Source organism: Streptomyces viridochromogenes (genome assembly GCF_001270495.1).
Taxonomy (GTDB): Bacteria; Actinomycetota; Actinomycetes; order Streptomycetales; family Streptomycetaceae; genus Streptomyces; species Streptomyces viridochromogenes_A.
In genome coordinates this window covers 38,280-51,379 of the sequence record NZ_LGUR01000210.1, presented here as the reverse complement: position 1 = coordinate 51,379, position 13,100 = coordinate 38,280, and the positions used below count along the sequence as shown (strand labels likewise).

Here is a 13,100-nt window from a genome sequence, read left to right as displayed (position 1 = left end):
TCGATATGACGCGCTTCATTTTGGAGAATCCCCGATTCTTATTGATTGGACCGGCGGACTCTGGTCAGGAGTGCCGCCTTCCGGTCATGTATGACCCTAGGCACAAGATCGCTCAGGCCTGAAGGGATTTGACCGGGATTTGAGGCGGGGTCTTTTGTGACTTGGTGTCAGAGCCGGTTAGCGGAAGGAATGTCGGGCCTTCACGTTTGCACCCCGGGTTCGGCACGCATTCGCACTCCGCCCGCACTCCTCTCGCACTCCTCCCGCACCCCTCCAGCGCGAGGCCGGCCAGCCTGCCCGTGGGCGTCGGCAAGGGAGGGCGCCGCCGTCCAGTAGCGTGCCTGCGTCCGCCTTTGCTCTGGAGAGTGTTTTGCTGACCGTGACCTCTGTGAATGTGAACGGGCTGCGGGCCGCCGCGAAGAAGGGCTTCGTGGAGTGGCTCGCCGGTACCGAAGCCGATGTGCTGTGCCTCCAGGAGGTGCGCGCGGAGCCGCAGCAGCTGCCGGAGCATGTGCGTACGCCCGACGGATGGCATGTCGTGCACGCGCCCGCCGCCGCCAAGGGCCGCGCCGGCGTCTCCCTCTACACCCGCCGTGAGCCCGACCGCATCCAGGTCGGCTTCGGGTCGAGTGAGTTCGACGACAGCGGGCGTTACGTCGAGGCCGACCTGCCCGGTGTGACGGTCGCCTCTCTCTACCTCCCCTCGGGCGAGGTCGGCACCGAGCGGCAGGACGAGAAGGTCCGCTTCATGGGCGAGTTCCTGGCCTATCTGAAGGACCTGCGCGAACGCGCCGCCGCCGACGGTCGCGAGGTCGTCGTCTGCGGTGACTGGAACATCGCCCACCAGCAGGCCGACCTGAAGAACTGGCGCGGCAACACCAAGAACTCCGGGTTCCTGCCGGAGGAGCGGGAGTGGCTCGGCGAGGTGTTCGCGCCTTCGGCGGGCGGCTATGTCGACGTCGTACGGTCGCTGCACCCGGACGTCGAGGGGCCGTACTCGTGGTGGTCGTACCGCGGGCGGGCCTTCGACAACGACACGGGCTGGCGCATCGACTACCACGTCGCGACGCCGGGGCTGGCGGGCAGGGCGCTCAAGGCGTACGTGGAGCGGGCGGCGACGCATGCCGAGCGGTGGTCGGATCATGCGCCGGTGACGGTGGTCTACGACCGCTGAGCGCTTCGCGGCTTACGGAAGTACCGCGATCGTTCGTCGTCCGCCGAGGCGCCGTCGTGCTGGTCGCGCCCACGCGGCGGAGCCGGACATCGATACGGCCCCGCGCCCCTTTGAGGGCGCTATCGCTTGCGCAGGCGGCGGTCCAGCGCCAGCGAAAGCTCCGCCTCCACCACGCTCCTCGCCAGCGGGCGAAGCCGCTGGAGGTCCTCCTCGTGGGCGTGGCGCAGGACCAGTTCGGCGAACATCTCCGCCAACGCGTCCACGTGTTCACGGACGCGCTTGCCCGCCGCCAGGACCTCCGCGAGCGGGATGCCCTCGCGCACCAGGGCGGAGGAGACGTCCAGCAGGCGGCGGCTGATGTGGACGATCTCGTCGCCGTCGGTGCTGAGATAGCCGAGGTCCATGGCGGCGGCGAGGTTCTCGGGGGTGACCTCGCCCTCGAAGCGGGCGGCGAGTTCCTCGGGGGTGAGGCGGACCGGCTCCTCCTCGGTGGGGGCGTCGACGCCGAGGAGGTCGGCGACGCCGCGGCCGTGGTCGAGGGCGTCGGCGAGCTCCGCGATGCCGTTCAGGGTGTGACCGCGCTCCAGTAGGGCCGAGATCGTGCGCAGGCGGGCCAGGTGGTGGTCGTCGTACCAGGCGATGCGGCCCTCGCGGCGGGGTGGTGGGATCAGCTTGCGTTCGCGGTAGAACCGCAGGGTGCGCACCGTGATGCCGGCCAGGTGGGCGATCTCCTCCATGCGGTATTCACGCTTCTCGGTCACCTTGGCACCTTAAGGCGTACCGCCGGTACCCGCGGCGGCGGCCGCTGATGCCAACGTCCTCGGTTCGACCCCTACCGGTGGGTACGGACCTGCTCTAGTCTCCCCATTGCGCCAGTGTTCACTGGCATGGTTCCGGTTCCGGGTGAAGCATGGAGGCACAGGCATGGCCGAACGCGAACATGTGCGGGTCGCGGTGGTCGGGTCCGGGTTCGGCGGACTGGGGGCCGCCGTACGGCTGCGGCGCGAGGGCGTCACCGACTTCGTCGTCCTGGAGCGCGCCGACAGCGTCGGCGGCACCTGGCGGGACAACAGCTATCCGGGGTGCGCCTGTGATGTGCCGTCCCATCTGTACTCGTTCTCCTTCGCGCCCAATCCCGACTGGCCGCGCGCCTTCTCCGGGCAGGAGCACATCCGGGCCTATCTGGAGCACGTCACCGATGTCTTCGGGCTGCGGCCGCACCTCCGCTTCAACTCGGAGGTGAAGCGGATGACCTGGAACGGCGAGCGGCTGTGCTGGGACATCGAGACCAGCGGCGGGAACCTGGCGGCCGACTTCGTCGTCTCCGCCACCGGGCCGCTGTCCGACCCCAAGATCCCCGACATCCCGGGGCTCGACTCCTTCCCCGGCAAGGTCTTCCACTCCGCCCGCTGGGACCACGACTACGACCTGCGCGGCAAGCGGGTCGCCATGGTCGGCACCGGCGCCTCCGCCATCCAGATCGTGCCGACCATCCAGCCCGACGTCGAGCGGCTCACCCTCTTCCAGCGCACCCCGCCCTGGGTCATGCCCCGCGTCGACCGCGCCATCAGCGGCGCCGAACGCTCCCTGCACCGGGCCCTGCCCTTCACCGCGCAGCTGCGCCGCGGACTGCTGTGGGGCATCCGGGAGCTTCAGGTCCAGGCGTTCACCAAGCACCCGGGTGAGCTGGGGTTCGTCGAGCAGCTCGCCAAGCGGAACATGGCCCGGTCCATCAAGGACCCGGCCCTGCGCGCCAAGCTGACCCCCGACTACCGCATCGGCTGCAAGCGGATCCTGCTGAGCAGCGTCTACTATCCGGCGCTCGCCCAGCCCAACGTGGACGTGGTGGCCGGCGGGCTGAGCGAGGTCCGCGGCTCGACCGTCGTGGCCGCCGACGGGACCGAGGCCGAGGTCGACGCGATCGTCTTCGGTACGGGGTTCCATGTCACCGACATGCCCATCGCCGACCGGGTGGTGGGGGCGGAGGGCAAGACGCTCGCCGAGGCATGGAAGGGCGGGATGGAAGCGCTGCGGGGTGCCTCCGCGGCGGGGTTCCCGAACTGGATGACCGTCATCGGACCCAATACGGGACTCGGGAACTCCTCGATGATCCTGATGATCGAGTCCCAGCTGAACTACATGGCCGATTTCGTACGGCAGTTGGGCGTCCTCGGCGGGCGGGTCGCCCTCGACGCGCGGCCGAGTGCCGTGCACGCCTGGAACCGGCGGGTCCAGGAACGCATGAAGCGAACCGTGTGGAACACGGGCGGCTGCACGAGCTGGTACCTCGATGCGAACGGCCGCAACACCACCATCTGGCCCGGTACGACGACCGAGTTCCGGCGGGCCACGCGGCGCGTGGACCTGTCGGAGTACGCCGTGGTCCGGGCCACCGTCAAGGAAAGCGCCGAGGTGACCGCGTGAGCCGTCTCATGCACGTGAAGTCCGGGCCGTACGCCCCGCCCGCCCCCGCCCGTGAGCTGACGGCCGCATCCGCCGACGGCGCCCGGCTGCACATAGAGGTGCACGGCCCCGAGGACGCGCCCGCCGTCGTGCTCGCGCACGGCTGGACCTGCTCGACCGCCTTCTGGGCCGCGCAGATCCGGGAACTGGCCGCCGACCACCGGGTCATCGCATACGACCAGCGCGGCCACGGACGCAGCCCGGCGAGCCCGGCATGCAGCGCCGACGTGCTCGCCGACGACCTGGAAGCCGTACTGAAGGCGACCCTCGCACCCGGCGAGAAGGCCGTGATCGTCGGCCACTCCATGGGCGGCATGACGGTGATGGCCGCCGCCACGCGCCCGGGGTTCCGCGAGCATGCCGTCGCCGTCCTGCTGTGCAGCACCGGCTCCTCCCGGCTGGTCGTCGAGTCGACGCTCGTACCGATGCGGCCGGGGCGGCTGCGGACCTGGCTCACGAAGCAGATCCTCGGCTCCCGGGCGCCGCTCGGGCCGGTCACGCCGGTCGCCAGGGCGATCCTCAAGTACGGCACTATGGGCCCCGGTTCGGCCCCGCACATGGTCGAGGCGTGCGCGCGGATCGTGCACGCGTGCCCGCGCAAGGTGCGGCACGCCTGGTCGCATGTGCTGGATCTGCTCGATCTCGACCACGGCGTACGGGAGTTGGCGGTGCCGACCGCGGTGGTCGTCGGCACCGCCGACCGGCTGACCCCGCCGGTGCACGCGCACTCGCTGGCCGCCGCGCTGCCGCAGTGCCTCGGCGTCACCGAACTGCCCGGCCTCGGGCACATGACGCCGGTCGAGGCGCCCGAGCTGGTGACCGGGAAGATACGCGAGCTCATCACGACGTACGCGACGATCAAGGAGGACGCATGAGCAGGGTGAGCCTCGAAGGGCAGGTCGCCGTGGTGACGGGGGCGGCGCGTGGCGTCGGCGAGCTGCTCGCCCGCAAGCTCTCCGCGCGCGGGGCGAAGGTGGCGCTCGTCGGGCTGGAGCCGGACGCCCTCAAGCAGGTCTCCGAACGGCTGCACAGCGAGAGTGACCACTGGTACGCCGATGTGACGGACCATGAGGCGATGGCCGTCGTCGCGCGGGAGGTGAAGGAGCGGTTCGGGAAGGTCGACATCGTCGTCGCCAACGCGGGGGTCGCGAGTGGGGGGCCCTTCATGGACTCCGATCCGGAGTCCTGGCGGCGGGTCATCGAGGTCAATCTCATCGGGTCGGCGGTGACGGCGCGGGCGTTTCTGCCGGTGCTGACGGAGAGCCGGGGGTACCTGCTGCAGATCGCCTCGCTCGCGGCGATCACTCCCGCGCCGATGATGACGGCGTACTGCGCGTCCAAGTCGGGTGTGGAGGCGTACGCGCACAGTCTGCGGGCCGAAGTCGGTTACAAGGGCGTGCGGGTGGGGGTCGGGTATCTGTCCTGGACGGACACCGACATGGTGCGGGGAGCCGATCAGGACGATGTCATGCGGGAGTTGAGGAAGCGGCTGCCGTGGCCGTCCAACAAGACCTATCCGCTGGGGCCGGCTGTCGACCGGATCGTGGCCGGGATCGAGCGGCGGTCGAGTCATGTGTACGCGCAGTGGTGGCTGCGTGGGATGCAGGGGGTGCGCGGGTATCTGCCGGGGCTCATCGGGACCGTGGGGCAGCGCGAGATGCGGCGGTTCGGTGGGCGGCTGCAGGGGGTGCGGACGGGGTTGGTCGGGGCCGGCGGCGCCGCCGATGAGCAGGCGAGGACTACGCGGCGTAACTGATCGACATGCGTGGGGTTATCGCCCGTGTGAATCTGGTCGAGGCCCCACCGAGGGGCCAATCCCCCCCCACTCACTACGGGAGTGAACCCACATGGGTATGAAGGACCAGTTCCAGGAGAAGTCCGAGCAGCTTCAGCAGCGTGCGCGTCAGCACGGTCAGCCGGAGCGGGGTCGTCCGGAGCGGCCGCAGGAGCGTGGCCGTCCGCAGCGGCCGCAGCGGGAGGACGAGCGTGAGCGTCCGACGCGTGAGGACGAGGAGCGCTTTGACCAGGACTACGACCGGTAGGCGTCGTCCTCGGCTCAGCTGATGTGAACGCGGGGTGCCCCCTGTTTGGTGGGTGCCCCGCGTTTGCTGTGCCGTTCGGGGTTCGTCGTCGGGTGCGGGCCGGTGGGGGCTGGTCGTGCCCGTGCGGCGGAGCCGCGGATTGAAACGGTCCCGCGCCCCTAGGGGGTTGTCCTCGGCGGCAGCTTTGGACGTGATCGGTCCGGTACGTGTGCGTAGTCCGGGGGCGTTGCCGGAGGGTTGGTCTCCAACAGCTGCAGGGCCAGTTGAACCGCGTCCTTCAGTTGGGCGTGGCGGCCCTCCGCCCAGTCCAGTGGGGTGCGCAGGACCTCGACGTCCGGGGTGACGCCCTTGTTCTCGATGGTCCAGCCGTACGCGTCGAACCAGGCCGCGTTCATCGGGACCGTGATCACCGTGCCGTCGCCAAGGCGGTGGCGGCCGGTCATGCCGACGACTCCGCCCCAGGTGCGTTGGCCGACGACCGGGCCGAGCTTCAGGAGTTTGAAGGCTGCCGTGATCATGTCGCCGTCGGATGACGTCGCCTCGTCGGCCAGGGCGACCACCGGTCCCCTCGGGGCGTTCGACGCGTACGACACCGGCTGGGCGTTCCTCGTCAGGTCCCAGCCGAGGATCGTGCGGGTCAGTTTCTCCACCACCAGCTCGCTGATGTGGCCGCCCGCGTTGCCGCGTACGTCGACGATCAGGGCGGGGCGGGACATCTCCATGCGCAGGTCCCGGTTGAACTGGGCCCAGCCCGAGCCGCCCATGTCCGGGATGTGGAGGTAGCCGCAGCAGCCGCCGCTCAACTCGCGGACGACGGCGCGGCGTTTGGCGACCCAGTCCTGGTAGCGGAGCGGGCGTTCGTCGATCAGGGGGACCACGGCCACGCGCCGGGCCCGCCCCGCCTCGCCCTCCGCCGGGGTGAAGGTCAGCTCCACCGTCGTACCGCCGGCCCCGGCGAGCAGTGGGTAGGGGCCGGTGACGGCGTCCACGGGGCGGCCGTCGACGTGGGTGAGCACCGCGCCCTCGCGGATTCCCGTGCCCGCCAGCGGGGAGCGGGCCTTGGAGTCGGACGATTCGCCGGGGAGGATGCGCCGGACCGTCCAGCCGTCGTCGCGGCGTACGAAGTTGGCGCCCAGCAGGCCCTGCCAGCGCTGGTAGTGCGGGGGGCCCTCGTTGCGGCGGGCGGCCGTGACGTAGGCGTGCGAGGTGCCCAGTTCGCCCAGCACCTCGCGGAGCAGGTCGGCGAACTCGTCGGGGGAGGCGACCCGTTCGACCAGGGGTCGGTACTGGGCGAGGACCGCGTCCCAGTCGATGCCGCACATCCCGGGCTCCCAGAAGTACGCCCTGATCAGCCGGCCCGCCTCCGCGTACGCCTGCCTCCACTCCGCCGCCGGGTCGACCTCGTGCAGGATGCGGCGTAGGTCGATCCACACCGTCGTGTCGCTGTCGCCGGACTCGGAGGCGGGCACCCCCCGCAGGTCGCCCTCGTCGACCAGGACCAGGCGGCTGCCGTCGCCGCTTACCGCGAACCAGTCCAGGTGGTCGACGAGTTCGGTCTTCTTCGCCTTGCTGATGTTGAAGTGTTCGAGGGTCGGCCGGCCGGTCGTGTCGTCCGGGTTGGCGAACGTCTCGCCCAGCGCGCCCGAGATCGGCCAGCGCAGCCAGACCAGTCCGCCGCCCGCCACCGGGTACAGCGCCGAGTACTTGGAGGCGCCGACCGGGAAGGGCGTGACCCGGCTCTCCAGGCCCTCGATCTCGACGGTCGGCGGGCCGCCGGTCCCGCCCTCGTCGTCCTCCACCGGGTCCAGGCCGCCGGCGGCCGGGCGCCCCTCGGGGGTCAGCGCGAAGGGGGAGGGGGTCGCGGAGGAGAGGGGGACCAGGTAGGGGCGACAGCCCAGCGGGAAGGAGAGGTCGCCGGTGTGGACGTCGTACACCGGGTCGAAGCCGCGCCAGGAGAGGAAGGCCAGGTAGCGGCCGTCCCGGGTGAACACCGGGTTCTCGTCCTCGAAGCGGCCGTTGGTGACGTCGACGATCAGGGTGTCCCTTATACGGGCCAGTTTGATCTGGCGGAGGGAGCGGCCGATTCCGGGGTGCGACCAGGTCAGCCAGCTGCCGTCCGGGGAGAAGGCCAGGTCCCGGACGGGGCCGTTGACCGACCGGATCAGCTCGGTGACCTCACCGTTCGAGTCCTCTGTGCCCGCGGCGTCAGCCGCATCGTCAGGCACAGTCAGAAGAAGCAGTCGTCCGTCGTGCGCGGCGATCGCGAGGCGCTCGCCCTGCGGGTCGGCGACCATCTCCAGGACCCGGCCCAGTTCGCCGGAGGCCAGCCGGCGTGGCTCGCGGTCGCCGGTCGCGCGGGGCAGATAGGCGATCTCGACGGCGTCCTCGCCCTCGGCGTCCGTCACATACGCGACCTGCCCGGCCGAACCGAGCATCTCCGGGAGCCGGACCCGTACGCCGGGGGTGTCGGTGATCGTGCGGGCCGGGCCGTCCCGGTGGGTGAGCCAGTAGAGGCTGCCGCGGACGACCACGGCGCTCGCGCGGCCCGTCTCGTCGACCGAGATGCCGTCGATGTGCTGGGCGGCCGGCACCTGGTACCTGCGGCGGCCGGCGCCCGAGCCGCTGAGGCGCACGTCCAGGCGGCGCGGCTCGGAGCCGGCGCTGAGGTCGTCCACGATCCACAGGTCGCCCGCGCACTGGTACACCACCCGGGTGCCGTCACTCGCGGCGTGCCGGGCGTAGAAGGCGTCGTGGTCGGTGTGGCGGCGCAGGTCGGAGCCGTCGTAGGCGCACGAGTAGAGGTTGCCGACGCCCTCGTGGTCGGAGAGGAAGGCGATCCGGCCGCCGACGAACATGGGGGAGTCGAGATGGCCGCCGATGTCCGCGAGCAGGCGTTCGCCGTGCAGCCACAGGCGGCCCATGGCCCCGCCCCGGTAGCGCTTCCAGGAGGCGGGTTCGTGCGGTGGGGTGCCGGTCAGGAGCAGGCTCTTGCGCTCGCCGTCGAGGTCGGCGACCTGGAGGTCGGAGCACGGCCCCCAGGGGAGCTTGCTGCCGGGGTCGCCGTCGGGGTGGACCTTGTAGGCCCAGGTGAAGTGGGAGAAGGGCTCGCCGTGGGAGGCGACGGCGAGGATCACGCCCTCGGGTGTCCAGCCGCACACCCGGGTGTCCGCCGACCCCCAGTGGGTGAGCTGGCGGCCCGGTCCGCCGTCGACCGCGACCAGGTGGATCTCGGGGACGAGGCTCCGCCAGCTCGTGTACGCGAGATGGCGGCCGTCGGGGGAGAAGCGGGGGTGGCCCACCTTGGTGCGGTCCACGGTGAGCCGCCAGGCGCGGCCCCGGCCGTCGAGGGGGGACAGCCACAGGTCGTCCTCGGCCACGAAGCACAACAGGTCGTCATGGAGGTGCGGCAGGCGCAGATAGCTCACGTCCCCATGCTTTTCCCGCGGACGGACCTGGGCAACTTATGACAAGTCGTGTCGTGACGGCGAAGCGTGACCCACAACACGAACGAAACCGTTTCGTTTCGCTGAGAGATGCGCTACATTCGTTGTGTACGAAACAGTGTCGTTCGGAGTGGGAAGGTGGAGAGAGGCATGACTGAGGTCGCAACGGCGCGTCGCAGTCGTATCACTCCCGAGCGCGAGGCCGAGTTGTACGGGGCCGTGCTCGACCTGCTCCGGGAAGTCGGCTACGACGCGCTGACCATGGACGCCGTGGCGGCCCGCACCCGGTCCAGCAAGGCCACCCTCTACCGCCAGTGGGGCGGCAAGGCCGAGCTGGTGGCGAAGGCGGTGCGGCACAGCAAGCCGGGCGGCCTCGGCCTCGAAGAGATCGACACCGGATCTCTCCGTGGCGATCTGCACGCCCTCACCCTGCGCTCGGACGACTGCGAGATGGAGCAGAACTCCGCGCTGATGCGGGGGCTGGCCATGGCGGTCCACGGCAATCCGGACCTGCTGCAGGCGTTTCGCGAGCATCTCGTCGAACCGGAGATCGCGGAATTCCGTCGCATCGTGCAGCGGGCGGTCGAGCGGGGCGAGGTCTCCGCGGACAACCCGGCCGCCGGATTCATGATGCACATGATGCTCGGCGCGTTCGTCGCCCGCACGCTGCTCGACGAGCAGCCGCCCACCCAGGCGTTCCTCCTTTCGTACATCGACGCCGTGGTCCTCCCCGCCCTCGGCGCGCCCGTCAGCTGACGAGTCCCCGCAGCTGACGAGCCCCCTCCCCAGTAAGCCCCAGCAAGCCCTCCACCTGACGTAACCGCTCACGTCGTCGGGCTGATCACCCCTGCCCAGAAGTAACCCACGACCTGACCGGGAGACGCCTTCGTGGCCACGTTCCTCTACAAAATCGGCCGGCTCGCCTTCCGGCGACGGCACTTCGTCGCCCTGATATGGGTCGCCCTGCTGGCGCTCGCCGGCGTCGGCGCGGCCAGCGCCCCCAGTGCCGGATCCACCTCCTTCTCCATTCCGGGCACGGAAGCGCAGAAGGCGTTCGACCTGCTAGAACAGCGTTTCCCCGGCAGCAGCGCGGACGGCGGTACCGCCCGTGTCGTCTTCAAGGCGCCGGACGGCGAGAAGATGACGGACACTGCCAACAAGGCGACCGTCGAGAAGACCGTGAAGGAGCTGTCCGACGGCTCCGAGGTCGTCTCCGTCGCCGACCCCTACCAGGCGCACGCCGTCAGCAAGGACGGCACGATCGCGTACGCCTCCGTGCGGTACGAGGTCCCCGGCATGGAGCTGAAGGACGCCAGCAGGGACGCCCTGGAGGACGCCGGCCAGCAGGCGCGGGACGCGGGGCTGACCGTGGAGATCGGCGGTGACGCGCTCCAGGCGGCGCCCGAGGCGGCCGCCTCCGAGATCATCGGTCTCGCCGTCGCCGCGGTCGTCCTCGTCATCACCTTCGGCTCGCTGGTCGCGGCCGGACTCCCGCTGCTCACCGCCCTCATCGGCGTCGGCATCGGCGTCTCGGTGATCACCGCGCTGGCCAACGCACTGGACCTGGGCTCCACCACCTCCACCCTGGCCATGATGATCGGCCTCGCGGTCGGCATCGACTACGCGCTGTTCATCGTCTCCCGGTACCGCGCCGAACTCGCCGAGGGCCGCGACCGCGAGGAGGCGGTCGGCCGGGCCACCGGCACGGCGGGCTCCGCGGTGGTCTTCGCCGGTCTCACCGTGGTGATCGCACTGGCCGGCCTGGCCGTCGTCAACGTCCCGATGCTCACGAAGATGGGCCTCGCGGCCGCCGGCACCGTCGTGATCGCGGTGCTGATCGCGCTGACCATGGTCCCCGCGCTGCTCGGCTACGCGGGCCGCAAGGTGAGGCCGGTCGGCGAGAAGGGCAAGCTCCTCGGAGGCCGCAAGAAGGCCGCCGCGGACAAGGCGGCTGCAGGCAAGGCGGCTTCGGCCAACGCCGATCCGGTCAAGCCGAACATGGGCACGCGCTGGGCGAGCTTCGTCGTACGCCGTCCCGTGGCCGTCCTCCTCCTCGGCGTCGTCGGCCTCGGTGCCGCGGCCCTCCCGGCGACCTCCCTCGAACTGGGCCTGCCGGACGACGGCTCGCAGCCGACCTCGACCACGCAGCGCCGTGCCTACGACCTGCTCTCGGAGGGCTTCGGCCCCGGCTTCAACGGCCCGCTCATGGTCGTCGTCGACGCCAAGGCCAGCGATGCCCCCAAGAACGTCGTCAACGACGTCACCAGCGAGATCAAGGGTCTCAAGGACGTCGTGACGGTGACCCCGGCGACGTACAACAAGGCGGGCGACACGGCGATGATCACCGTGGTTCCCGACTCCAAGCCCTCGTCGGTCTCGACCGAGGACCTGGTGCACTCCATCCGTGACGCGGGTGCCGAGATCAAGTCCGACACGGACGCGAGCGTGCTGGTCACCGGCACGACGGCGATGAACATCGACTTCTCGCAGAAGCTGAACGACGCGCTGGTGCCGTATCTGATCCTGGTCGTGGGCCTCGCCTTCCTGCTCCTGATCCTGGTGTTCCGCTCCATCCTGGTCCCGCTGAAAGCGGCCCTCGGCTTCCTGCTGTCGGTGCTGGCGTCGCTCGGCGCGGTCGTGGCGGTCTTCCAGTGGGGCTGGCTCGCGAGCCTCTTCGGGGTCGAGGAGACCGGGCCGGTCATGTCGATGATGCCGATCTTCATGGTCGGCGTGGTCTTCGGCCTGGCCATGGACTACGAGGTGTTCCTGGTGACGCGGATGCGCGAGGCGTACGTCCACGGCGAGAAGCCGAGCCAGGCCGTGGTGACCGGGTTCCGGCACAGTGCCCGGGTGGTGGTTGCCGCCGCGCTCATCATGATCGCCGTGTTCGCCGGCTTCATCGGCGCCAGCGAGTCGATGGTCAAGATGATCGGCTTCGGCCTCGCGATCGCCGTCCTCTTCGACGCGTTCGTCGTCCGGATGGCCATCGTCCCGGCGGTCCTGGCCCTCCTCGGCGAGAAGGCCTGGTGGCTCCCGAAGTGGCTGGACCGCGCTCTGCCGAACGTGGACGTCGAGGGCGAGGGGCTGCGGGCGCAGACCGACAAGGACGAGGACGGCGACCGGGACCGGGAGCTGGTGCGCGTCTGACCGGCCGCCGTCTGAAGTACGACCATTGAAGTAGACCAGCCGGTGAGGGCTCCGTGGGGACGGGGTGCCCTCACCGGCCTTCTTCCTGCCGGTGGGGCGACGGCGGATCGCTGTCGATGCCCTCTTCCATGCGGTCCTCGTCCGGGAAGCCCCTCTCCGCCGTGTGGCGCCGCCGGAAACCGTTTTCGTCCCACTGCTGGCCCGCCTTCAGGAAGCGCTGCCGGGCCTCGCCCCGGTCCTGCGTTTCCCTCATGACGTCCTCGATCGGGACGCCGGATGCCCGGTTCGTCATGCGCTCGTCGATGATCTGGCTGATCTCGCTGTCCGTGCTCTCGGAGGTGTCGGTTCGACCACTGTCGCTCGCGCCCGCGGACCGGAAGATCCGGCGTGCGGGCTCACCCGTCTGCACCTTCACCTCCGCCCACGCCGTCTTGCGCGGATCCGGCCCCGGCGCCACGCCCCATCGGTCGGCGAGCGCTTCCACGAGGAGCAAGCCCCGGCCGGACTCGGCGTCCGGAGCGGAGGGCGGGACGAGGCAGGGCAGCCGGTCGCCGCGGGTGTCCGTGACCTCGATGCGGAGGGTGTCGGCGACGACGTAGAGCGTCAGGCGGAAGTCGCGGCCGGGGACGCGGCCGTGGGTGGTGGCGTTGTTGGCCAGCTCCGCGACGATGTGTTCCGCCGGGTCCAACGGGACTCCCCAAGTGCGGAGTTGTTCCCTCGCGAGGAGGCGGGCGAGGCGGGCGCCGCGGGGCGTTGGGGACAGCAGCACGCTGAAGTTGCGGATGGTGTGGGTGAGTTCGTTTTCAGGGGCAGTCATCTCGCGGTTCATGT

9 protein-coding genes and 1 pseudogene are annotated in these 13,100 nt (G+C 70.5%); 7 read left to right on the top strand and 3 right to left on the bottom strand.

Annotated elements, in window-relative coordinates:
• Positions 1–370 precede the first annotated feature (370 nt).
• A complete protein-coding gene (locus tag ADK36_RS27245) occupies positions 371–1,174 on the top strand; it encodes an exodeoxyribonuclease III (RefSeq protein WP_048584730.1) in 804 nt (267 codons plus the stop codon).
• Between the two features lie 119 nt (positions 1,175–1,293).
• On the opposite strand, the gene ADK36_RS27240 is transcribed toward ADK36_RS27245, so the two are convergent.
• Positions 1,294–1,935, bottom strand: coding sequence for a MerR family transcriptional regulator (locus tag ADK36_RS27240; RefSeq protein ID WP_107083867.1), 642 nt, complete (start codon positions 1,933–1,935; stop codon positions 1,294–1,296).
• 163 nt (positions 1,936–2,098) lie between these two features.
• Here ADK36_RS27240 and ADK36_RS27235 point away from each other — a divergent pair, with 163 nt between their 5' ends.
• From ADK36_RS27235 to ADK36_RS27220, 4 genes are all read left to right on the top strand, one after another.
• On the top strand, positions 2,099–3,598 hold the full coding sequence (locus ADK36_RS27235) for a flavin-containing monooxygenase (RefSeq protein ID WP_048584729.1): 1,500 nt from the start codon (positions 2,099–2,101) through the stop codon (positions 3,596–3,598).
• Positions 3,595–4,512 carry an alpha/beta fold hydrolase gene (locus ADK36_RS27230; protein WP_048584728.1) on the top strand — a complete coding sequence of 306 codons (918 nt, stop codon included), beginning with the start codon at positions 3,595–3,597 and terminating at the stop codon, positions 4,510–4,512. The genes ADK36_RS27235 and ADK36_RS27230 overlap by 4 nt, the downstream gene beginning before the upstream one ends.
• On the top strand, positions 4,509–5,393 hold the full coding sequence (locus ADK36_RS27225; protein WP_048584727.1) for an SDR family oxidoreductase: 885 nt from the start codon (positions 4,509–4,511) through the stop codon (positions 5,391–5,393). Before ADK36_RS27230 ends, ADK36_RS27225 begins: the two co-directional genes overlap by 4 nt.
• Positions 5,394–5,484: 91 nt before the next feature.
• Entirely contained in the window at positions 5,485–5,679 is a 195-nt protein-coding gene (locus tag ADK36_RS27220) for a hypothetical protein (protein ID WP_048584726.1), read from the top strand.
• Between the two features lie 158 nt (positions 5,680–5,837).
• On the opposite strand, the gene ADK36_RS27215 is transcribed toward ADK36_RS27220, so the two are convergent.
• The gene (locus ADK36_RS27215; RefSeq protein WP_048584725.1) at positions 5,838–9,104 is read right to left on the bottom strand and encodes a S41 family peptidase; all 3,267 of its coding nucleotides are present in this window, start codon (positions 9,102–9,104) and stop codon (positions 5,838–5,840) included.
• A gap of 168 nt (positions 9,105–9,272) precedes the next feature.
• On the opposite strand from ADK36_RS27215, the gene ADK36_RS27210 reads away from it, so the two are divergent.
• Together ADK36_RS27210 and ADK36_RS27205 are read left to right on the top strand one after the other, a co-directional pair.
• Positions 9,273–9,878, top strand: coding sequence for a TetR/AcrR family transcriptional regulator (locus ADK36_RS27210; protein ID WP_048584724.1), 606 nt, complete (start codon positions 9,273–9,275; stop codon positions 9,876–9,878).
• A 132-nt stretch (positions 9,879–10,010) separates the two neighbouring features.
• Positions 10,011–12,269 (top strand): MMPL family transporter, encoded by a 2,259-nt coding sequence (locus ADK36_RS27205; RefSeq protein ID WP_048584723.1) that lies wholly within the window; start codon positions 10,011–10,013, stop codon positions 12,267–12,269.
• 391 nt (positions 12,270–12,660) lie between these two features.
• Here the strand turns inward: ADK36_RS27205 and ADK36_RS27200 are convergent.
• A pseudogene (locus tag ADK36_RS27200) lies at positions 12,661–13,098 on the bottom strand (ATP-binding protein); the annotation flags it as partial.
• Positions 13,099–13,100: the final 2 nt, after the last annotated feature.

What these genes read in the sequence shown, in the direction of transcription:
- ADK36_RS27235 (WP_048584729.1), top strand. Translation starts at nt 2,099, where the DNA reads ATGGCCGAACGCGAACATGTGCGGGTCGCGGTGGTCGGGTCCGGGTTC.
- ADK36_RS27225 (WP_048584727.1), top strand. Translation starts at nt 4,509, where the DNA reads ATGAGCAGGGTGAGCCTCGAAGGGCAGGTCGCCGTGGTGACGGGGGCG.
- ADK36_RS27220 (WP_048584726.1), top strand. Translation starts at nt 5,485, where the DNA reads ATGGGTATGAAGGACCAGTTCCAGGAGAAGTCCGAGCAGCTTCAGCAG.
- ADK36_RS27210 (WP_048584724.1), top strand. Translation starts at nt 9,273, where the DNA reads ATGACTGAGGTCGCAACGGCGCGTCGCAGTCGTATCACTCCCGAGCGC.